Here is a 20,343-nt window from a genome sequence, read left to right on the forward strand (position 1 = left end):
CACCGCGAGCCGCCGCACGGTCGTTTTGGCACATACTGCGTTTTTGACTGGGCTGACTCTTTTTGTTAGAGTCGGCCATCCTTATCGACTCCGGCAACTATGACTCAAGGGACAGGAAGCCAGCGCGCTTCGCGTTCATCGAAAGCGCAGGCCGGGAAGAGCACCGCCCGCGCCTCTTCCGACAAGCCCTATCACCATGGCGCACTGCCTCAGGCACTGCTCGATGCCGCGGAAATCGTGTTGCGCCGCGACGGCATGCGTGGGCTGACGCTCCGGGCCATTTCCCGCGAAGCCGGCGTTTCGCACACCGCGGCTCAGCATCATTTCGGCGATATGTCGGGCGTATTGAGCGAGCTGGCGGCCAGCGGCCATCGCCGACTCGCGTCCGCACTCTCCAGCGCGACCGAAAACGTGAAGGCGATGCATGCAGGCCGCCAGGCCGTCGCGCATGCGTATGTGCGCTTCGCAGTGGACAACCCCGATCTGTTCCGTCTGATGTCGCGCAACGAGCTGCTGGACGCCACGCGGCCCGCACTTGCCGAGGCACGCCGGATCAATGCGCGCGCGCTCGCGCGCCTGCACGGAATCGACGATGCGTCCGCGCGCGACGGCGATCAATATGGCGGCCCCGACATCAAGCAGGCGATCGGCATGACGTCCGCATGGGCGTTCGTGCACGGGCTGGCGAGCCTGTTGATCGACGGTCGTCTGAACGCATTGGCGAGCGCCACCGAAGGCGTGCGCGATGCCGCGGATCTCGTCTCCGCCGCGATCGAGCACATACGCCTCGTTCAAAGCACATCTCGCGACGACACCAAGCAGCGGTGACGCGAAAGGATCGCGCGTCGCGATCCCGATCACGACTCACGCGCCGCGGCCGCGGGAAAGTGCAGATGCACGAACGCCGCGACGCGATCGGCCAGGAGCCGGTGCGTGCGCGTCGTCGGGTGCAGGACGTCCCAGAACACGAACGTATCGGGGTTCCGGCATGCCGGTCGCGGGCGGTGGCTTTCCATGAAGTTCGACAAACCTGTCCTGTCCATCTCCAGACACGATTCGGTGCTATTCGAAAAACCATACACGCGCGGCTCGTCGAACAGACGCGCGAACAGCGCATGCGTATCGAATAGCTGGATGTTGACGCTGCCTGCGTGTTCGTCCTGCATCGACGCAATCATCGTGCGCAAACCGACATTGATCGCTTCGACCTGCGCAGCCGCGCGATCTGCGCCGCCTTTCAGCTTGAAGATCGGTGCGCGCGAAACGTCAGGCAGATTCAGCACGAGAATATTCTTTGCGCCCGCATCGATCAGCACGTCGATCGCCTCGCGCTCCTTCGCGAGAATCTCGTCCGGCGGCGTATCGAAATAAATCAGATCGTTTCCACCCACCAGCACGGTAAACAGCGTCCGGGCCGGATCGTACGATCGATCTGCGCGCGTCGCGCGCCGCCAGTCGCGCACTTGCGACAGCAGCCCCGGCATCTCCACCCACTGCAATACGCGACGATCCGAAACGCCGGTGCCGCCCACCGCCCAATCGTAGAGCGGCACGTTCAGATCGTCTGCCAGATACTCCACCCAGTTGCGGCCGTTGGTGAAACGGCCGTCGAACCATGATGTCCCGTCGGGAACGCGTCCGTACGTAGCGTCGTACAGGTTGTGCGTGTCCGACAGACTGTCGCCGAATGCGACGACGCGATCGATCCGCGCGCCGGGTCCGCCGGCACTCCACGGCGTCGCGTCGATCGCGAACGCGTTCGCGCGCGCAGCCCACCCCGTGAGCTCCGCGGTAATGCCGTGGCGCCGCAGGCTGCCTTCGCACAGAGAACGCAGTTCGTTCGTCGAGTCGGTCGTAGGGAAGATCGGTGCCCACCGACGCGTATCGTCGCCGCGCCACCCGCCCGGCAGCCGATAGAACCAGTCGGTGTGAGGATCGATGGCCCATACGTACCCCACATCGAAGCGGAATGGGTCGTCGGACTTCCGGTAGTAACAGCGCAGGTAGGTCGACGTCTGCTCCGATGCGTCCGGCAGTGCACCGGCGGGATGCGTGGCATCGGCATCCGAACCCGGTCGATCGCGCGCGGGCGCGGGCGTCGTCCCGTCGCATCCGGTCAGCATGATCGCGACAAGCAACACCGCGAATCGCGACAGCCGCCGCAGGAGAGGCGTGTTCATGCGCCGTCCTCCGGTGTGAACGCGCCGGTCGTCGCGCCGCGTGCGCAGTCCGTGACGCTCAGTTGCATACTCGCTCGTACGACAGAAATTGCGATGCGCTTCGCATCAGCAGAAACGGCGGAAATGCGGGCAGCTTCATCTGTACGCAATCGGTGACGATCAACCCCATCGCGTGATAGAAGCCGATCGCGCCGGTCGCACTCGCGCTGACCGTCAGCGACAGATCGTCCCGGTAGCCGGCCGCGCTCGCCATCGCTTCGGCTTCGCGGAACAGCCGTTTGCCGATGCCTTTGCCCTGCATGTCGGAAGCGACCGCGAGCGTATCGATGTAAAAGCTTTCCGGAACCTGCAGATGCTTGAAAGGCGCATGCAGGCCGTCGATACCGTGCCGCGAACACCGGCTCCAGTCGGTCGGCACATAGTCCGTCAACGGAGCGCAGACCAATGCTCCGATGACCTTGCCGCCACGCGCCGAGTCGAGCAGCACGTACGAACTTCCGAGACGCGGCTCTACGAGAAATCGCGCGAGAAACGCACGATAGTCTAGCCCTTCCAGATTGTTTGCCACTGCGGTTCGATACGGACCGGTCGTACAGATCAATTCGACGAGTTCGTCGATATGGCGCGGCTGCGCGCTGACGAGGTCGCTCATGACGCTCTCCTTCATCGTGATGCGTGAGCAACCAATCTAGCGTTCGTGTCTGAGCGGAAAATGAGCGCTCCGAACACCGTGTCCGCAGCTATGCGTGCGCGGGGAAACTGATCGAAGCGACGAGTCCGGATGGTCCGTCGTCGCGATTGCGCAGAATCGCAACGCCACCGTATCGAGCCGCGACGGCCTGTACGATCGACAATCCGAGGCCCGTTCCTTCGATCTCGGTATTTGCGCGAAAGAAGCGGTCGAACACACGGGACAGCAAGTGCTCCGGAATACCCGGGCCGGTGTCGATCACATCGATCCACGCTACGTCGCCGGCCCGGCGCACACACAGGTCTACCTTCCCGCCGTCGGGCGTATAGCGAATCGCATTGCAGACGAGATTCCGCACCGCGATGCTGACGTCGGACGCGACCGCGTTCACGTGCACGGACAGCAGATCGTCGGCGCCGATGTCGATGTTGCGGCTCGTCGCGATGGGCAGCACGTCCGCGATCGCGTTCACGACGACCGACGTGACGTCGACACGCGTCACCGCAGCCGCGCACACCGCGGTCTCGGCCCGCGCGAGGCCGAGCAGCTGTTCGACCACGCACGCGCCTCTCGCGATGCCGCTCTGGAGTTCGCGAAAACGCTGCTGATTGTCCGGCACGATGTCGCGCGCGAGATTGGTCGCCTGGATCTGAAGCGCAGTCAACGGCGTTCTCAATTCGTGAGCGGCATCGGAGATGAACTTGCGCTCCGCGTCGATCGACTTCGCGAGGCGCTCGATCATCCGGTTGATCGAGTCGATGAACGGCCGGATCTCGACCGGAACGTGCGCGACGGACAACGTCTGCAGCCGGCTCACGTCGATCCGCTGCACTTCCTCGCCGAGCCCGTCCAGCGGCCCCAGCGACCAGTTGATCACGATCAGCACCAGCACGCAGACGAGCGGGATCAGCACGAACATCGGCCACAGCGTCTTGACCGCGTTCTGCTCGGCCAGCTCCGCTCGCACGGCCGACCGTTGCGCGACCTGGATCACGCGATCGCGGTCGTGCAGCGTATAGACGCGCCAGCGCTCGCGATCGATCGTCACGGACGCGAATTCGTCCGCTGCATCGCGTGGCAACCGCAGTGTTGGTTCGGTGCTGCGGTACGGCGTGGACTGCCGGTCCTTCCAGATCGTCACGACCACGTCGCGTTCCGGTTGCGAAGCGCGCGTTGCACTCGCCGGCAGCAGGTCGGCCAGGTCGCCGTGCATCCGGTTCGCCACCTGCTCGAGCCGCAAATCGAGCAATGCGCTCATGCCCGCTTTCGACAGCTGATAGGAACTGAGACCCTGGACGATCGCGAACACCGCCACCAGCATGCACAGTGCGGACGCGAGCCGCCCTCGAAGCGAATGATTCATGTTGATGCTCTGACTCGTATTAACGCATTGCCGGCCATCCGTGACGCATGCCGATCCGACCGCGCGAGCATCGGCGCATGCTGCATTCCGCGCCGCCTGACGCAACGCGCCAGCGAACGATATCACACAATCTTTCCAGTGGAAATATTTATGTCGACACGCGTGACCGCATCGTCACGGCACACGACATGTCCTTCCGCGAGAGGACAGACGCGTGCCGACGCCCACCCTAGAATGGCCTCCGGAATGACACGACGCTCGACGCATACGATCGCGGACGGGCGCCGATTCCGATTCCTTTCACGGAGAGATTCGATTGATCAGAAAACTCGCGACAGCAACGGCCGCGCTCGCGCTTGCGGCAGCCGCGTCCGCGACGCGCGCGGACGATCTCGCGCGGCATCCCAACATTGCAGCGGCGGACAGCGATGCGCAGAACGCAATCGCGCGCCTGCACGACGCGCAGCGCGCGAACAACTACGACATGCACGGACATGCGGCGCGTGCGATCAGCCTGCTGCAGGAAGCGCGCACCGAAATGCGTGCGGCCGCAGCCGACGCCACGCATTGACGCCGCCGGACGTGCGCATCGGACGCAACGCACGCTCTCCGGCCCTTTTCCCGACCTCCCGAGCAGGCCGCTTCCTCGCGCCTTCGCCTGCACGACGATACCGGCCGCGTCCGACCAAGCAGGACTGGATCACTGTGATACCGAATCATGAGATTGCTACTGGTTGAAGACGACCTGTCGATCGGGCAGAGCCTGCTGCGCGCACTGTCCGACGCCGGCTATGGTGTCGAATGGGTGCGCGACGGCGCGACGGGACGCGCATCGATCGATGCGTTCGAATACACCGCGGTGCTGCTCGATCTCGGACTGCCCGGCATGAGCGGCCTCGACGTGCTGAGATCCGTGCGTGCGAGCCACAAGGAAGTGCCGATCCTGATCCTGACTGCGCGCGACGATGTCGACACGCGCGTGCAAGGCCTGGACCTCGGCGCCGACGACTATCTCGCGAAGCCGTTTCAGGTCCGCGAGCTGCTCGCCCGCGTACGGGCCGTAATGCGGCGCAAGGCCGGCTACGCGGCGTCGCGGCTCGGCGACGAATCGCTATGCCTCGATCTCGACAAGCGCACGCTCAGCTGCCACGGTGTCGAGCTGGCACTGACGTCCCGCGAGTTCGCGCTGATGCTTGCCTTCCTCGAACGGCCAGGCACGATCCTGTCGCGCGAGCAACTGGAAGACAAACTGTACGGATGGGGCCGGGAGATCGAAAGCAATGCGATCGACGTACTGATCTACTCGATCCGCAAGAAGTTCGGGCAATCGGTGATCCGCAACGTCCGCGGCATCGGGTGGACCGTGATACTCGATCAGGACCACCTGAACTGACCCGCCGCATCGTGCGCTTGACACGCGCGTTTCGGCCGGTCCCCGCCGCGCTGCACCGTTTTCCGCGACGCAGGCAAGCCGGGCTTGCCCAACCGGCTTCACCGATCCGACAAATGGGTGACGGACCGCTCGCCGCCAGCGGTCGGGCCTGAACCGCCACTCCGATGCGACGCCCCACGCACGCAGCGGACGTGCCGCGCAACGGCGTCAATGCATTTGCTTCGCCAATAAATATTTCCAATGGAAAGATGTATTGACCGAAGCGAGCATCGCCGCGAAAATCTTACCAATGGAAACATATGCGTACCCGATCCGTCGGGCCGCCCCGCTCGATGGAACGTCGATGAACCTGTTGCCCGCCTGTGCTCCGCTTCTCGCGTCGGTCGTCGCCGGACGTTCGCTGTACACCTCGTGCAGCGTCGTGGTCCGGTCGAACGCGTCGCGCTTCCCGCAATACGCGCAACTGCACACGGGGCGGGCAGCGACGTAACGGCCATGCAGACCTTCACCTCCACCCAGTTTGCCGAATGTGTGCGCGCCGCCGGCTTCGACGATTTCGTCGCGACGCTGGCCCATGCGCTGAACGGAATCGTCGCGATCGACTGCGCGTTGCTCGTCGACGCCGATCCGGACGATGCCGCGCTGTCGTGTTCCGCATCGCACAGCGCGGGGCCGTGTTTCGATCCGTCTTCCGAAGCGCGTGCATGCACCAGCGTATTCGGTGCGTGGCGTGCCGCCGAACGTTCGACAGCGACGGCGCGCGCGCGGCGCGATCCGCTCCTGCTGCATCGATCGACGCACGCATGCGCGAATCGAATCGTGTACGGCCCCGTACCGATGGCCGATCGCTGCTTCATCGTGATGCCGCGCGGCGGCGGCACCGCGATACTCGGCTTGTACCGACACCCCGGCAGCCGGCCGTTCTGCGACGACGATCGCGCTGCGATTGCCGCCGCGATCGACGTGATCGCCGCGCTTGCCGACATCCATCTTCGGGTCGGTGCCGTGCGCAACGTGCCGCGCGACCTCGAGCAGGCGTGGAACGCCGGACTGTCGGAGCGCGAACGGGCTGTCGCGAGACTGCTCGCGCGCGGAGAAACATCACGCACGATCGCGGCGATGCTGGGCGTCGCACCGACCAGCGTGATCACGTACAAAAAGCGTGCGTTCCTGAAACTCGGCGTCACACGACAGTGCGAATTGACCGCGCTGGTCGGCGCGTTGGGTTGACATACGCGCCGCGCTGCCGCGGATGCGCTCGACGGTACAGAGTGCAAACGAGCCGTCGCGCGCGACAGCTGTCGACAGACCGGATTTCCTGACCGATGTGTGTCACGCCGTGCGAAACCGGCGATGACTGGCACACACGCACGGCAACAGCGCGCGGTGCGGACGCATGCGCATCGGTTCGCATGTCGCCCGCTACCGCACATCGGTCATTGCCACGTGCCGTTCGGCAGGCGTCCGTGATAGGGCGTGTTGCGACAATGTCCCCACGGGCCGATCCAGTATCCCGGCGGGCAGACGGAAGCGGGCGGCGGCGGTGGCGGATAAATCACCGGTTGAGGTGCGACGTAAACCGGTGCCGCGTAGCGGCAGTAGCCCCAGGGGCCGCGCCACCCGTTAGGGCCGCAGCCTTGACTGGCGACGGCGGTTCCGGTGGCAAGGACGGATGCCGCTAACACGGCTGCGATGAGCATAGGACGAGGTTTGAACATGATGTTTTCCGCCGAGATGTCGATGTCGGGAGCCGAAGAAACGATTTGCTGCGGGATTCATGATCGCGCTGCTGAATGAGCGCAGCGTGAGCATCCGAAACGGTCGGCGCCAGTCGCGGACGCGATGCAAGCGCACACGCGCTATTCCGTTCGTGCGGCTGACTTGATGTGTGCGCTGGAAAGCACGTACGACATCGGCTTGATCGCCGGATGCCGTCTCGGTCGAACGCGGCCGGTGCAATCGCTGCCCGCCGCTGCCTGCGGCTTGGACAGTGCAGTCTGTTCCATCGCCGCGTTGCGGCCGAAACGCCGTCGTTCCGCCATGAAAATCCGCGTTCGATCGTGCGGCACGCCGTGCCGCTCAGTGAAACCGCAGCGACGTCAGCAATTCCTCGACGCCGAGCCAGAAAATCTGCACGCCGATACAGAACAGCACGAACGCGAACAGCCGCATCGCGGCCTGCGTGCCGGTCTTGCCGAGCAGTGCCTCGATCACCGCCGAGAAGCGTACGCTCGCATAGATGCTCGCGCACAGAATGGCCAATGCGGCAACGACGCCGAGGAAGTGAACGGGAGCCAGTCCTTCGCGTGGCGAGCCCGTGCCCAACGCGATCGCCACCGCGATCGAACCGGGCCCGACGGTGAACGGAAGGGTCAGCGGATAAAACGCCCTGGCGCGCAGCGATTCGCGCTGCGTCGGTCCCGCCTGCTCGTCCGGCGCCACACGCTGCGCATTCAGCAGGTTCCATCCTGCCATTCCGATGACGATTCCAGCCGCCACGCGCAATACCGGCATCGATATGCCGAAGAACGACAAAACATACGCACCGATCGACAGCGATACCGCGAGTATCGCGAGGCTGTTGAACGCGATGCGCCGCGCCAGCTCTTCCCGGTCCTCCGATGTCGCGTCGGGGACGACGCTGAACACCATCAAGCCGGCGGCCGGAGGATTGATCACGGGAAAGAGTGCAGCGACGATCAGCAGAATGGTTTTCGTGAACTCGTGCAGCATCATGTCGAGGTCCGTGGGTGACCGGAGTATCGGCCGCTTGCCGTCGCAGGTCTGTCCTCCAACCGGGCGACAGCGCCGCGTGCCGCGCCGATCGGACGGCCGGTGTCGTCGATCATGCCGTCGTCCAGTTTCGCGCGCGTTCGGCCGCGGCACGACCGCGTGCCGCATGAATGATGGCGGCCGTCGGCGGCGCGTCGCGATCGGGCCGCTTGCTCGCGGACGCACGACGCCGCCCGTCCGACTCGGCGCGCGCATCGGCATCGGCGTTCTCGCCGCCCGCCATCCAGCCGCCGCCGCGGACATTGACGATCAACGAGCGCCCGAATCGCTTGCGGATCTGGTGAATCAGCACGTCGAGCGCATTGCTTTCCACCTCCTTGCCCCAGCCGTAAATCCGGTCCTCGAGCTGCGCGCGAGACCGCAGCGATCCCGGCCTCTCGAGCAGCGCGTGCATCAACGCGAACTCGCGCACCGACAACGACGATACGGCACCCATGAAGCAAAGCGTTCGCGTTTCCAGGTCGAGGCTCAACGTCTTGCTGCCGATTCGCGACGTCGCATGTCCCGCGCGACGCCGCAGTACCGCACGGACGCGCGCGAGGACTTCGCCGGTCTCCAGCGCGCTGTGCAGACAATCGTCGGCGCCGTTGTCCAGACTCCGGATACATGCGTCGGTGTCGCGCGCGGCGAGCGTCATCACGGGCACGGTTGCGCCGCGAGCGCGGATCGATTTCAGAACCGCTATCCCGCCGATCCCCGGCAAGCCGACCGCGATCAGCACCAGCGCGTAATAGGTACCGGCGAAAGCGAGTTGCCCCGCCTCCGCGTCGCGAACCCAGTCCACGCTGAAACCCTGACCGGTCAGCGCTCGACGCAGCCCGTCGCCGCGTTCGATGTCGTTGTCAATCAATAGTGTTCTCATAGCCTTTGCGAGGCGGACCGGGTTTGCCGGTTCGCCGATGAAAAAAATTGAAAGATGTGCGCCGTCAGGGAGCGTGCGTCGGTCGAACATCGCCGGCGATCCGGCCCACGGCACCTGCCGCCGACGACCGTTCGTCTGCCGCTGTCGCCGCGCGTCGGTTCGACCCGCACGTCGCGACTGCGCCCAATGGCGTTATCGAAACAGCTCGTCGGTCCAGCCGCAGACTTCCTGCACGAGCCGCAAACGTGCATTGACCTGGCAGTGACCGTCCGCGCCGGTCGATGCGTCCAGCTCCACGAGGTCCTTCTTCTTCGACGCGATCCGCTCATGCCAGTCGCGTGCTTGCGCGATGAAGATCGGCGAATCGCCGAGGCCGACGATCGACAGAAACGGCACCGTCACACGCTCGGGATCGGCACGCGCGGCGCCCCAGCGCTCGATGAACGCGTGCGGCGAAGCCGCCCCCGCCTTCCACAGCATCATCTGCCGGCTGCGCAATGCGGCCGAGCTCGCACCGTCGCCCGCGCGCCCTTCCTGCGCCGCGCGCACGCTGGCGGCGAAAAGCGCGCCGGGCGCCGGAAACGGCGTGCTCGCGATCACGGCCCCGACCGGGTCCTCGTAGCCGGCCGCACGGGTCACGAAATAGCCGCCGAGGCTCAGCCCGAGCAGCACGATGCGGCCCGGCCGCACATCGAAGCGCCGCACGAGGTGTCCGACGACCGCGCCGATCGCATGCTCGGGTTCGGTCGGCCAATACAAGCCTTCCGCCGCGGTATTCCCCTGCCCCGGCAGATCGACGATCGCGACCGCGTATCCGCGCTCGTGGATGCTGCGCCCGACGGACAGGAACAAGTCCTCGAAGCTCGTGTCGGCTCCGCCGATGACCAGCACCAGCGGCGCATCCGGCGTGTCCGCCGATACGAACAGCCCGGGCAGCGCGGCGGCCTCGAACGGCACGTCGAAGAACGTGCCCGGAATCGCGAGTTCGCCGATCGCCTGTGCAAACGCAGTCCGGTGCTGACGGTACAGCGTCGCGAACGCGTCACCGCCCGCGGCGGCGAACTGCCCTGCGGAACGGTAGCTGGCGAATGCCTTCAACCGTGCTTCGCCTGCCGCGCGACGCCAGCCGCGGCGCGCCCATGTGTCGGCCTGGGCGGTCTGCCGGTCGCCGTAAGCGGCGAACGCGCTGACCCAGCTGTCGGCGTCGCCGTCGACGATCGTCGACGCAACGTGAAACGCCTGGCCGATGTCGAGCCCGCCCGTCGGCCCCCAGCTCAGTGCCGACATGAAAAACAGATCCATATCTGCATCGTCGAAGCGATACCGGCGCGACAGCCGCCGGTCGGGACGTGCGCCCGCTTCGTCGCGAAACCCGCTGTCGTTGCCTGCCTGAATCGGCCGTGTCGTTCCCACATTCCCTCCCGTTGTACCGGCCCCATGCATTGCATATCGAGTCGGCGCCGTTGATGATGACGAGATAATATGAGCGATACTCACGTTTTGAAACTCGCGTTCCCGACCATCCCGAATGCGGAGGAAATCGTTGGAAAATCAAAGTGTTACGCGTCGGCGCCCCCGCCAGGCGCGCTCGCAGCACAAGGTCGAACTCATATTGGAAGCGGCGATACAGCTGCTCGAGCGCAGCGGCCTCGAAAAACTCACGACGAATGCCGTGGCCGCGAAGGCTGGCGTGAGCATCGGCACGCTCTACCAGTACTTCGGCAGCAAACATGCGTTGCTGGATGCGCTTGTGACGCGCGAGCTGAGTGCGATGTCCGCGAAAGTTGTCGCGTCGTTGCGCATCGGGGCACCCGCGTCGCCCGGTGACCGGATACGGCAAATCGTGCGTGCCGTGAACGCGACCTACGGCGGACGCAATCGCGTTCATCGTCTGCTGATCGAGCATGCGTCGGCGACACAGTCGTCTGGCCGGCTGATGCCGCTATTCGCGGAATTGGTCGACCTGTGGACGAACGAAGGAATCGCGGCGCACGGCGACGGCCGCCGCCGGCTCACGCGCGCCGACGCGTTCGTGATGGTTCATGCGATCGCCGGCGTGCTGCGCACATTGGCGGCGAGCCACGATGCACCGCCCGCTGCGGAAGTGGAAGACGCGCTCGTGCGGATGATCGTCGGGTTCGTGTCGAGCAGCGAAAGTCGATGAGTCGGTGCGTCGCGCGGCATCAGGCGCCGCGATCGGCGTCGACGAACGCGTAGTTCTTGCGCAAGATCGCTTCGAGGTGGCCGCCGTATGTCTGCGTCGACTGCGATGCGGGCGTGGCTCCGAGGTCGAGTGGCGTGTCGAGCCGGCAGTCGTAAAAGAATGCGATCGAATAGCGGTCCGTCCCTTCGGGATTCAGCACGCGATGCGGCGTCGCCTTGATCCGGCCACCACTCCACCCGGCGATCACCTGCCCGGTGTTCAGCACGAGCGAATTCGTCACCACCGGTACATCGAACCACCGTCCCTGATCGGACCGGACTTGCAGTCCGCCGACGTCGTCCTGAGCGACGAACGTCAGACATCCGTAGTCGGTATGCGGCGCCGATCCGAATAGATCGGGATCACGGTGCGGCACCGCCGGATAGTGAAGCAAACGCAAGATCGGGTTCGGTGTCCGGAAATGGTCGTCCAAGCCGTCGGGCGGCAGCCCGAGCATCGCTGCAAAGCAAGGCAGCAGCGTCCGGCCCAGCTCGATCATCGCGCGGCGGTACTGGCGCGCCGCGTGCTCGAACCCGCCGATGTCCGGCCACGGCTGCATGCCGCCCATCGCCGAACGTTCCCAGTTGGGCCGCAGCGGTTCCGGCAAGTCCTCGAGAACGACGAACGAATCGCTGTGATTCGGCCGCGTCGCGGCACCGAGCGTCGACGCCTGCAGCGTCGACGTACTGAGCGGCAGATAGCCGCGCAGCGCCGTGCTGTAGCGCATCGCCATCTTGCACGCGAGCGGCCACGCGTGAAAGCGTCGCGATGCGGCGAACAGCGCGTCCACGATGTCGGCCGGCACGCCGTGATTGACGAGAATCGAGAAGCCGACGCCGGTGTGCGCGTCCTGCAATTGCTGCATCACGTGCTGCCGGCCGTCCGGCTCGCTGCGCAGCAACGGGTTCAAGTCGATGATCGGAACTTGCATGTTTGACCTCCATGATCGGGCGGACCCGCGCGGCGGACGGCGTGCGCCCGGCTGGCGAGTGCGCGACGGAAGCGCCGCGACGAGCGTCAATCTATCGCCTGAAACTGAGCGGGCCATTAGACCGTCTCGCGTGCACCATCGAACGCGCACGCTCGCCGGCTCTCGACGTCGTCCGGAATAGCGCACGGGCCGGCATCCGCGTCGAGCGCCGAGCGCGGATGGACCGGCGCATCCGTCGCTCGCCACGCATAGCGCTTCAGCAGCTCCCAGTAACCGCCGCGAATCACGTAGCCGCCGTTCCTGTTCGCATAGGCCGCAGCGTGTGTGCGGTACACGCGCCGCAACAGATACCAGGGCAGACCCGGAAGATCGTGATGCACGAGGTGATAGTTGTTGTTCAGATAGAGCAGACGCATCAGCGGCCCTGCATCGTTGATCGCGACCCGATGTTTCGAATCGTCTGCGGCGCGGTGCTCGTAAAGGGAGCGAACCATCGCGAGAGAGAGCGCCGGCCACGTGATCGCGAGCAGGTAGTACCACCAGACGATCCCTTCGTCGCACTGAAGCCACGCGAGCATCGCGCCCGTAACAAGCAGATGCGCGAGCCACGTCCGCACATAGCGTCGATCGCCGCCGCGCCATTCGGCGACCGTGCCGGCCAGCATCGAGCTCACGCTGAGTGGCGGCCCCACGACCAGTCGACCGACGAAGCTCTTGCGTGCGCGCCATAGTTTTCGCAACACCGCGTTCGCTTCGTTCCATTGCTCGCGCGATACGTAGTTGCTCTCCGGATCGACGCCCGGCACCGTCAGCGTCGCATCGCGATGGTGCGCGAGATGCGTATCGCGATAGATCGTGTACGGGTACCAGACCGCGAGCGGAATGCAGCCGAGGATCCGATTGATGCGCGCCGAGCGCGTCGGATGTCCGTGCAGCAGCTCGTGTTGAAGCGACAGGTGCCATGCGCACAACACCACGAGAAGCGGTGTCGCGACGAACGCGGGCAGCCGGCCGGCATGCATCGACGTGACGACCGCAAACCACCCGCCGTAGACAGCGACAATGACAAGCCACGTCGGCCATTCGGTGCGCGCGGCAAACGTCGCGCGTAAAGCAGCCACTTCCCGTGCGTGCGTGTCGTCGAGGTATTCGTTCATTTCGCCGTGCTGGATCCCGTTGTGCATCACGCACAATCTAGGCGACGAGAATGAGCCGGAACTGAGCAGTAGCGACGTGACTCGCAAGGTGGCGTGTGAAACCCGTTGCGACACTCGAACGAGCGCGCGATGCGAAGCGCACGACGCGCTTCTATCGATCGACGGCCCGAAGAAACTCCAACCGCGCTTGCGAATTGCGCTCGAATTCGCCGGTGAAGCATTGCGTGACGACACGCTCGTCGCCGCGGCGATTTTCACCCATCAGCAAGCACAATTGCTCGGCCTCGATCACGCAAGCGGCCCCCCGCGCTTTACCGTACGTGATGAGCGCCGATGCAATTTCGTTGGTGATCCACTCCTGGTACGTGAACCTGTGACAGATTGCATCGATCATCCGCGCGATGCGTCCGAAGCCGTGAAGACGCCCGCCCGGCAGATAGGCGACATGAGCCACGCCGCGAAACGGCAGCAGGTGATGCGGGCACACGCCGTGAATCGCAATGCTGCGGACGATCACCATGTCCTGCCCGCGATCGTCGAAACCCGTTCCGAGCGCATCGGCCGGATCGACTTCGTAGCCGTCGAGCAAACGCTTTTGCCACAATTCGCGCACACGCTGCGCGGTGCGTCCCGTGTGCGAAGAATCGGTTCCGATGCCGCTCGCTTCGAGCAACGCATCGATCGCCATTTCGAATGCGGCCGGATCGAACGCACGCGTGCGCCGGATGCCGGTATGCGGCCGGACGTGCGCGCCGCATCGATCATGGTCGTCGGCCGCATGCAGACGCTCGTCGGTCGTCAACTGGCTCACATCGAAAATCGGTACGTTCATGGTTTTCTCATCCTGGATCAAAGGCCGGTGCGGTGAATGACGGGCGCCGGGCGCTGCATGAACACGTCAACCTACCTCCGAAAAATGAGCTGGCCATTACGGGTTCCGGATGTCGAAGCCGGTCGAACCGCTTCGGCGGCCTGCCTGCCGTGGTCATCGCGCACCGGTGAGGCGCGGCCGGATACCGGCAGGTTGCCGTAATCGCGGCCGCCGTACGCCTGATTCAAGTGGCTTGCCGGTCGTTCGCATCGGCGTGAATGAAACCGCAGCACGGCGTGTGATCGGGCGGCTCGAGAAGGAAGACACGTGATGTGAGCATGCTTGTCGTGTGAAACGCGTTCGGATTCTGCTCTTTGAGCACGTCGACCGCTCCGTCGCTTGCGCGAATACCGAACAGCGCCGCGCACATCAGCGTGATGCGCTGCCGTTCGTCGAGCATCTGCTCTCCTCGATCATGGTTGTGTTCGGAAACACCGAGCCGCCGATACGCGACTTGGATTTCCATGAGCGTCTGCGCAAACGTCGTCGTGCCCGTGACATCGAACGCCGAGCGCGTGAATTCTGGACGAGACGGCGGCTCACGTATTACTCATTTTCGATGATTAGGATTCCATCCACCACCGAATTTACTTCGCACCACGTTTCGATATCGTCATCGAGGAAAACATCATGATTAACCGGTCACTTGCACGACTCCTGGCGCAACTTCTCGACCAGGAAACCAGGCGGCGCGACGCCTATCTGAGCGGCGCGTCGAATCTGGCCGAACTCGAGCGACGGATGCGGCATTTCGAGTCGAATCACGCACAGTACTTTCTCCGTTCCGGAGATCGTCAGCGTGACGGGAAAGACTGACCCCGCCGTTGAATTTCGTGGATTCGGTTAATGGCGTCCATCGGCACCGACCGTTCCCGTTTATTCCACTCCCGCGCGGAGTGGCGAAGCGCTAGTCGCGCAAGCGAGCAACAGCACACCACTGGCGGCGCGTTTCAGCAAAGTACGGTGAATTCCAGCCGATGGCGTTGAAGAGACTCCATATGTCCAACGCAAACGAATGTGTCGGGATATTTTGATGTCACCGGAAACCTTCCAGTTATTTCTTGCATCGGATCTGGACAAGCAACTCACCAGTGAAAAAATGGAACGACTGTGTATTTCGCGTTCCACGTAAATCAAATCACCGATAAATGACGACCGGGCCGCTCGTGATGCCCTGTCGCCCCCTTCCACGACCGACCACGACGTATTGCGAATCGCGATCAAACAGGCTTGATCGCAGCCCCTTGCGCGGCCATATCGACGAAGTGATCCGCCGGCATCGGGCGCCCGAGCAGAAAGCCCTGCAGCGAGTTGCAACCGAGCCGGGTGAGGAACTGCTGCTGCGCGGTCGTTTCAACGCCTTCCGCGACGATCTTCAGGTCGAGCGCCCGGCCGAGCGCGACGATCGCGGAGATGATCGCGGCATCTTCGGTATCGTGTTCGAGATCGCGGATGAATCCGCGGTCGATCTTGAGCTCGCTGGCCGGCAAGCGTTTGAGATAGAGCAGGCTCGAATAACCCGTTCCGAAGTCGTCGATGGAAATGCGCACGCCCATGTCGTGAAGCTGCTGCAGGATTCTCAAGCTGGCGTCGGCATCGCGCATCGCGGTCGATTCGGTGATCTCCAGCGTCAGGCAACGGGGTTCCAATGCGTGCCGCTGCAATGCGGCCTCCACGACCTGGATCAGGCTCGCGTGGCCGAATTGCAGCGGTGACAGGTTGACGGCCATCGTCCAGTCGGTTCGACCGGCATCGCACCACACGCGCATCTGCCGGCAGGCCTCGTCGAGTACCCACTCGCCGATCGGCACGATCAATCCGGTCTTTTCCGCGATCGAGATGAACTGGTCGGGTGAAATGAGGCCGCGCGTCGGATGCATCCATCGCAACAGCGCCTCGACGCCGATGATCGGCCCGTGGGGGACTTCGAACTTCGGCTGGTAATGCAGGACCAGTTCACGCCGCTCCAGCGCCAGACGAAGTTCCTGCACGATTTTCAAGTGCTCGCGGACATTCGCGTTCATCGATGCTTCGAAGAAACAGTATCCGTTTCGACCGAGCGCCTTGGCGTGATACATCGCCGCATCGGCGTTGGTCATCAGCTCCCGGAAATCGCTGCCGTTGCCGGGATAGAGCGCGATACCGATACTGGCGGACACGCGCAATTCGTGCTCGGACACGCTGAACGGTTTCCGAATCACCGCCAGTACCTTGTCCGCCACGTCGGCCGCGTCCGCGGGCTCGTCCACCGCCACGACCAGCACGAACTCGTCGCCGCCCAAGCGCGCAATCGTGTCCTGCGAGCGCAGGTTCGCGCCGATGCGCCGCGCCACATCGACCAGCAACAGATCGCCGACATGATGACCATAGGCATCGTTGACCGCCTTGAATCCGTCGAGGTCCATGAACATCAGCGCGAAACGCCCGTGCTCGCGGTCGGTGCTCTGGATCGCCTGTTCGATCCGGTCTTCGAGCAGCACGCGATTGGGGAGCTTGGTGAGGTTGTCGTGCAGCGCCAGATACGTCAATTCCTGGTTGGCTTCGGCCAATGACGTCGCCAGTACCGCCGTGCGCGACTCGAGACGCAGATCGAGGATGGAGACGACCAGCGCGATCGCGAGTATGGCCAACGTGGCCACGATGATGACCAGCGCAAGCCAGCCGGCATCCATGCGGGAGCCTGCTGCCCCGCAGACGCTGCCCAGCGGGAACCGGGCGGCGGCCATCCCGGTGTAGTGCATGCCGGCGATGGCGGCCCCCATCAGGACCGCCGAGCCCAGATTGAGCAGGCGCACGCGAGACGAGTTGGCACGCCGGATGAATACGATCCACAGCACGGCGCCCGATGCGATCACTGCAATCGCGACCGACAGGCCCACGAGCAACGGGTCGTACCGAATGCCCGGCGACATGCGCATCGACGCCATGCCCGTGTAATGCATGCCTGCTACGCCGGCCCCCATCAACAGGGCGCCGCCGCACAGACGGCGCCACTTCAGCGTGTCGCGGCAGACGAGCCACAGTGCGCACGTGGAGCAGACGATGGCGATCAGCAACGACAGCAATGTAATGGCCGGATCGTATCCAAGCGGAATCGGCAATGCGAACGCGAGCATGCCGACGAAATGCATCGACCAGATACCCGTGCCCATCACGCAAGCCGCGCCGACCAGCCACCAACGTGCGGCGCGCCCCTGAGCGGTCTTGATGCGCCCGGCCATGTCCAGCACGGTATAGGACGCCAGGATGGCGATCAGCAGCGAAAGGAGCACGAGCAACGCGTTATAACTGGTCGGCAGCATTGTTTTTTACAGATCGCTTTCGAATCGGCGACGACGAGACCTCGAATTGCGGAGGGCCTCGTGAATTCGTGTGAAGGTTGGGCACAAAAGGAAAGCGGTGCCGAAGGAACGGACTCGTGGTGCGACCAACGAGCCGTTCCCAGCGACCACCGCTTGCATGGCGGATCATAAACGCGACCTCCCCGTTCAGGGAAGGATTTAGCGCTGCGGGGCGTTGGAGGGTGCGGGCGGGAATCAGAACGTGTGGCGAATGCCCAGCGCAAACGTGTTGCCGGTGGGGTGAGCGCTCAGCTTGTCGTAAGCGTAAACTGCGTAGATGTCCGTCCGTTTCGACAGAAGGTGGTTGTAGCCGACGGACGCGGTGTTCCGAAGGCTGCCGGCCGCTGGGGTCGCGCCGGACCGCTTCGTGCGCGCCCACTCCGCCAGCAGGAAGTCGGCCGGTGACAATGGGATCGACAAACCGGCTTCGTATCGCGCCGCGCGTGCGGACGTGGCTGGCCAGCTCGGAACAGTTGTCCAACGACATCCGCAGCACGGCGGGCGAGCCGATCGGCGTGGTCAGGCTCGGGATTCTGCCCTCCACCGCTCATCCGCTTGTCAGCCCCCTTTACCACCAGCTTCGCGAGCGTTACCCGCTGGCGCAGTTACAGGTGCGCGAGGGTCAAGGGGCGTTGCTGGAAACCTGGCTGGAGAACGGTAGTGTCGATCTCGCCATCCTGTTTCGCAATAGTCCGACGCCGAGAAACGGCGACGAATATCTGGTCGAGGCCGCGACTTACCTCGTGGGGGCGAAAGGCGATCCTTTGACCAGTCAGTCGACGATCGCGTTTTCCAGGCTCGATGGCATTCCGCTGGTCTCTTTCTGCCGCCCCAATAGCGGGCGCGAGCGGCTCGAACAAATCGCGGGCGAACATCGGGTGTCGCTGAATTTCGCGGCGGAAGCCGATTCCCTGAGCCTGCAGGGGCACATCGTCGCCGACGGCGGCATCCATGCGTTGCCAGGCCCCTACGCGATCGCCAATCTGGAACGGGAATGCCGATTGCAGGCGTCGATGGTGGTCGATCCGTCCGTGCCGCGCTTCATTGCGCTCGCCATGTCGCCTCACGGCGAACTGACGCTGGCGTGCCGCACGGTCATGCAGCTCACGAAGGAAATCGCACGGTCGCGCAATCTCTCGTCGGATCTTCGGTTGGGCGTGTCCGCCGCGTTCCTGCGCTCCATCTGAAGGGACGAGGTACGGTGTGTTCGCAGTCCTGATCGAACGGGATATCGATGTCCGCCACCGCGTCGTGTGGTCGGGCGAGCGGCGCGACGGGATGGCGCAACGTCTCCATCCGCCGCGCGCATCTCGCGTCGACCGCTAGTACGACTTGCCGCCCACCGTCGCCGATTCCAGCTCACGCGTGATGATCTGCGAGCCGCCCACGTCGGCGATCGATTTGACCAGGCCGACGCCCGGCGCGAGCCAGTCGTCCGCGATCGTCTTGCTCGTCAACGCCGAGTTGGTGAAGGTCTCGGTGGTGTGATAGTGGCATGCGTTCGCGAAGACCTTGCCGTTCCGGAGGCTGACCGTCTCGCGCGCGACGTAGGCCCGCTCGATCGAGACGGACGTTTGCACGCCGCCCGACGGAAAGACGGGCGTATCCACGTAATTGACCGTTTCGCTTCCCGCGAGCCCGATCGTCTCGACATAGGGCGGCGAGTTCACGTCCCGCAACGCGAGCGTGCTGCCGCTGTAGACCTCGCCGCCGTAATTCGTGCGCACGCCGTTGCCGACGAGATAGTAATGATTGGTCTGAATCGGCGAGCCGGTCGTGGTTTCGGCCTGCTGCGTGAGCGCCACGCCGCCGAACGTCGCCGGCGCGTAGGTTCGCGTGTACACGCCGTTGTCGACCGCGGGGCTCTGCGACGTTGCTTGCGTGTACATGCGCAACTGCACGGTATCGCCTTGCTGGTAAACCGGATCGCACTCGACGTTCGACGCGGTCGGCGAGCCGGAATTGCCGGAATTGCCGTCGGGTGTGCCCGTGGCCGGCGTTCCGCCGCTCGGGCCGTTGCCGCCGCTGCCGCCGTTGTTGCTCGTGCCCGATCCGCCGGACGCTGCGGGCGAGGAATTGTCGTCGCCGCCGCAAGCGGTCAGCGCGAGGCAGGTCAATGCGATCAGTGCAACGCCTTTCATCGGGATCACCTTTCGAATGAGCAGGACGAACGAAGCCGGTACGTGCGAGTAACGTCGCACGCACCCGACCATCACGAATCACGAATCACGAATCGGGATCAGAAATCAAGAAGCGGCCGGCGGCATCCCGCCGGCCCCGCGACGTCAGTTGACCTGCAACTGGCCGCCGCGGCCCAGGCCGCCCTTGACGTCCTGCGCCTTGTAGCTGCGCAGCGCGACGACCATCTTGTTCCAGGCGTCGATGAACGCGACGACCGTCGCCTTGCCTTCCGGCGTCGTCGAGAAACCGGCCAGCCCGCCGCCCACCCCGCCGCCGAGGCCGCCCAGCGCCGCGCCGTAGTTCGTCGCCGTCGAGCTGCCTTCCGCCGCCGCGATCTGCACCGCCGAGCGCACGTCGAACAGCGTCAGCGTCACCAC

20 protein-coding genes and 2 pseudogenes are annotated in these 20,343 nt (G+C 64.4%); 7 read left to right on the plus strand and 15 right to left on the minus strand.

Annotated elements, in window-relative coordinates:
* Positions 1–99 precede the first annotated feature (99 nt).
* Positions 100–828, plus strand: a complete 729-nt coding sequence (locus HWX62_RS03950) for a TetR/AcrR family transcriptional regulator (protein WP_175929760.1) — start codon at positions 100–102, stop codon at positions 826–828.
* A 29-nt stretch (positions 829–857) separates the two neighbouring features.
* Here HWX62_RS03950 and HWX62_RS03955 read toward each other — a convergent pair whose 3' ends face one another.
* From HWX62_RS03955 to HWX62_RS03965, 3 genes are all read right to left on the minus strand, one after another.
* Entirely contained in the window at positions 858–2,180 is a 1,323-nt protein-coding gene (locus HWX62_RS03955) for an SGNH/GDSL hydrolase family protein (RefSeq protein ID WP_175929759.1), read from the minus strand.
* Positions 2,181–2,238: 58 nt separating this feature from the next.
* Positions 2,239–2,832: an N-acetyltransferase gene (locus tag HWX62_RS03960; protein ID WP_175929758.1), complete on the minus strand. Its 594-nt coding sequence runs from the start codon at positions 2,830–2,832 to the stop codon at positions 2,239–2,241.
* A gap of 88 nt (positions 2,833–2,920) precedes the next feature.
* Positions 2,921–4,234: a HAMP domain-containing sensor histidine kinase gene (locus HWX62_RS03965; protein WP_175929757.1), complete on the minus strand. Its 1,314-nt coding sequence runs from the start codon at positions 4,232–4,234 to the stop codon at positions 2,921–2,923.
* A 316-nt stretch (positions 4,235–4,550) separates the two neighbouring features.
* On the opposite strand from HWX62_RS03965, the gene HWX62_RS03970 reads away from it, so the two are divergent.
* Both HWX62_RS03970 and HWX62_RS03975 read left to right on the plus strand, forming a co-directional pair.
* Complete coding sequence (locus HWX62_RS03970) at positions 4,551–4,805, plus strand: hypothetical protein (protein WP_175929756.1); 255 nt, start codon at positions 4,551–4,553, stop codon at positions 4,803–4,805.
* A 147-nt stretch (positions 4,806–4,952) separates the two neighbouring features.
* Positions 4,953–5,627, plus strand: coding sequence for a response regulator transcription factor (locus HWX62_RS03975; RefSeq protein WP_175929755.1), 675 nt, complete (start codon positions 4,953–4,955; stop codon positions 5,625–5,627).
* Between the two features lie 207 nt (positions 5,628–5,834).
* Here the strand turns inward: HWX62_RS03975 and HWX62_RS03980 are convergent, their stop codons facing one another.
* Entirely contained in the window at positions 5,835–6,617 is a 783-nt protein-coding gene (locus tag HWX62_RS03980) for a hypothetical protein (RefSeq protein WP_175985088.1), read from the minus strand.
* On the opposite strand from HWX62_RS03980, the gene HWX62_RS03985 reads away from it, so the two are divergent.
* Positions 6,591–6,857 (plus strand): helix-turn-helix transcriptional regulator, encoded by a 267-nt coding sequence (locus HWX62_RS03985; protein WP_175985090.1) that lies wholly within the window; start codon positions 6,591–6,593, stop codon positions 6,855–6,857. The two genes, HWX62_RS03980 and HWX62_RS03985, sit on opposite strands and share 27 nt — an antisense overlap.
* 849 nt (positions 6,858–7,706) lie before the next feature.
* On the opposite strand, the gene HWX62_RS03990 is transcribed toward HWX62_RS03985, so the two are convergent.
* From HWX62_RS03990 to HWX62_RS04000, 3 genes are all read right to left on the minus strand, one after another.
* A complete protein-coding gene (locus HWX62_RS03990; RefSeq protein ID WP_244135946.1) occupies positions 7,707–8,363 on the minus strand; it encodes a MarC family protein in 657 nt (218 codons plus the stop codon).
* 109 nt (positions 8,364–8,472) lie between these two features.
* The gene (locus tag HWX62_RS03995) at positions 8,473–9,372 is read right to left on the minus strand and encodes a response regulator transcription factor (RefSeq protein ID WP_347879932.1); all 900 of its coding nucleotides are present in this window, start codon (positions 9,370–9,372) and stop codon (positions 8,473–8,475) included.
* 102 nt (positions 9,373–9,474) lie between these two features.
* Positions 9,475–10,584: an alpha/beta fold hydrolase gene (locus HWX62_RS04000; RefSeq protein WP_244135947.1), complete on the minus strand. Its 1,110-nt coding sequence runs from the start codon at positions 10,582–10,584 to the stop codon at positions 9,475–9,477.
* 310 nt (positions 10,585–10,894) lie between these two features.
* On the opposite strand from HWX62_RS04000, the gene HWX62_RS04005 reads away from it, so the two are divergent.
* Positions 10,895–11,446 (plus strand): TetR/AcrR family transcriptional regulator, encoded by a 552-nt coding sequence (locus tag HWX62_RS04005; RefSeq protein ID WP_175929751.1) that lies wholly within the window; start codon positions 10,895–10,897, stop codon positions 11,444–11,446.
* 19 nt (positions 11,447–11,465) lie between these two features.
* Here the strand turns inward: HWX62_RS04005 and HWX62_RS04010 are convergent, their stop codons facing one another.
* From HWX62_RS04010 to HWX62_RS04025, 4 genes are all read right to left on the minus strand, one after another.
* Positions 11,466–12,416 (minus strand): isopenicillin N synthase family oxygenase, encoded by a 951-nt coding sequence (locus tag HWX62_RS04010; RefSeq protein ID WP_175985091.1) that lies wholly within the window; start codon positions 12,414–12,416, stop codon positions 11,466–11,468.
* Positions 12,417–12,532: 116 nt separating this feature from the next.
* Positions 12,533–13,573, minus strand: coding sequence for a fatty acid desaturase (locus tag HWX62_RS04015; RefSeq protein ID WP_175930146.1), 1,041 nt, complete (start codon positions 13,571–13,573; stop codon positions 12,533–12,535).
* A gap of 151 nt (positions 13,574–13,724) precedes the next feature.
* Complete coding sequence (gene folE, locus HWX62_RS04020) at positions 13,725–14,261, minus strand: GTP cyclohydrolase I FolE (protein ID WP_244135948.1); 537 nt, start codon at positions 14,259–14,261, stop codon at positions 13,725–13,727.
* Between the two features lie 367 nt (positions 14,262–14,628).
* Positions 14,629–14,910, minus strand: a complete 282-nt coding sequence (locus HWX62_RS04025) for a hypothetical protein (protein WP_175929748.1) — start codon at positions 14,908–14,910, stop codon at positions 14,629–14,631.
* A gap of 164 nt (positions 14,911–15,074) precedes the next feature.
* Between HWX62_RS04025 and HWX62_RS04030 the strand changes: the two genes are divergently transcribed.
* Entirely contained in the window at positions 15,075–15,260 is a 186-nt protein-coding gene (locus HWX62_RS04030; protein ID WP_175929747.1) for a DUF3563 family protein, read from the plus strand.
* Between the two features lie 404 nt (positions 15,261–15,664).
* On the opposite strand, the gene HWX62_RS04035 is transcribed toward HWX62_RS04030, so the two are convergent.
* Entirely contained in the window at positions 15,665–17,746 is a 2,082-nt protein-coding gene (locus HWX62_RS04035; RefSeq protein ID WP_175929746.1) for a bifunctional diguanylate cyclase/phosphodiesterase, read from the minus strand.
* 234 nt (positions 17,747–17,980) lie between these two features.
* A pseudogene (locus HWX62_RS04040) lies at positions 17,981–18,217 on the minus strand (porin); the annotation flags it as partial.
* A gap of 41 nt (positions 18,218–18,258) precedes the next feature.
* Here HWX62_RS04040 and HWX62_RS04045 point away from each other — a divergent pair.
* Positions 18,259–18,972, plus strand: coding sequence for a LysR substrate-binding domain-containing protein (locus HWX62_RS04045; RefSeq protein WP_244135949.1), 714 nt, complete (start codon positions 18,259–18,261; stop codon positions 18,970–18,972).
* A gap of 135 nt (positions 18,973–19,107) precedes the next feature.
* Here the strand turns inward: HWX62_RS04045 and HWX62_RS04050 are convergent, their stop codons facing one another.
* Positions 19,108–19,926 (minus strand): hypothetical protein, encoded by an 819-nt coding sequence (locus HWX62_RS04050; RefSeq protein ID WP_175929745.1) that lies wholly within the window; start codon positions 19,924–19,926, stop codon positions 19,108–19,110.
* Positions 19,927–20,070: 144 nt separating this feature from the next.
* Positions 20,071–20,343, minus strand: a pseudogene (locus HWX62_RS04055) (hypothetical protein); the annotation flags it as partial.

The sequence above is a fragment of the Burkholderia sp. BCC0506 genome, assembly GCF_902833145.1.
Taxonomy (GTDB): domain Bacteria; phylum Pseudomonadota; class Gammaproteobacteria; order Burkholderiales; family Burkholderiaceae; genus Burkholderia.

What these genes read in the sequence shown, in the direction of transcription:
- HWX62_RS03975 (WP_175929755.1), top strand. Translation starts at nt 4,953, where the DNA reads ATGAGATTGCTACTGGTTGAAGACGACCTGTCGATCGGGCAGAGCCTG.
- HWX62_RS03965 (WP_175929757.1), bottom strand. Translation starts at nt 4,234, where the DNA reads ATGAATCATTCGCTTCGAGGGCGGCTCGCGTCCGCACTGTGCATGCTG.
- HWX62_RS04035 (WP_175929746.1), bottom strand. Translation starts at nt 17,746, where the DNA reads ATGCTGCCGACCAGTTATAACGCGTTGCTCGTGCTCCTTTCGCTGCTG.
- HWX62_RS04000 (WP_244135947.1), bottom strand. Translation starts at nt 10,584, where the DNA reads ATGGATCTGTTTTTCATGTCGGCACTGAGCTGGGGGCCGACGGGCGGG.
- HWX62_RS03955 (WP_175929759.1), bottom strand. Translation starts at nt 2,180, where the DNA reads ATGAACACGCCTCTCCTGCGGCGGCTGTCGCGATTCGCGGTGTTGCTT.
- HWX62_RS03960 (WP_175929758.1), bottom strand. Translation starts at nt 2,832, where the DNA reads ATGAGCGACCTCGTCAGCGCGCAGCCGCGCCATATCGACGAACTCGTC.
- HWX62_RS03950 (WP_175929760.1), top strand. Translation starts at nt 100, where the DNA reads ATGACTCAAGGGACAGGAAGCCAGCGCGCTTCGCGTTCATCGAAAGCG.
- HWX62_RS04030 (WP_175929747.1), top strand. Translation starts at nt 15,075, where the DNA reads ATGATTAACCGGTCACTTGCACGACTCCTGGCGCAACTTCTCGACCAG.
- HWX62_RS04050 (WP_175929745.1), bottom strand. Translation starts at nt 19,926, where the DNA reads ATGAAAGGCGTTGCACTGATCGCATTGACCTGCCTCGCGCTGACCGCT.
- HWX62_RS04015 (WP_175930146.1), bottom strand. Translation starts at nt 13,573, where the DNA reads ATGAACGAATACCTCGACGACACGCACGCACGGGAAGTGGCTGCTTTA.
- HWX62_RS03980 (WP_175985088.1), bottom strand. Translation starts at nt 6,617, where the DNA reads ATGGATGTCGGCAAGCGCGGCGATCACGTCGATCGCGGCGGCAATCGC.
- folE (WP_244135948.1), bottom strand. Translation starts at nt 14,261, where the DNA reads ATGGCGATCGATGCGTTGCTCGAAGCGAGCGGCATCGGAACCGATTCT.
- HWX62_RS04010 (WP_175985091.1), bottom strand. Translation starts at nt 12,416, where the DNA reads ATGCAAGTTCCGATCATCGACTTGAACCCGTTGCTGCGCAGCGAGCCG.
- HWX62_RS03995 (WP_347879932.1), bottom strand. Translation starts at nt 9,372, where the DNA reads ATGTTCGACCGACGCACGCTCCCTGACGGCGCACATCTTTCAATTTTT.
- HWX62_RS04025 (WP_175929748.1), bottom strand. Translation starts at nt 14,910, where the DNA reads ATGGAAATCCAAGTCGCGTATCGGCGGCTCGGTGTTTCCGAACACAAC.
- HWX62_RS03990 (WP_244135946.1), bottom strand. Translation starts at nt 8,363, where the DNA reads ATGATGCTGCACGAGTTCACGAAAACCATTCTGCTGATCGTCGCTGCA.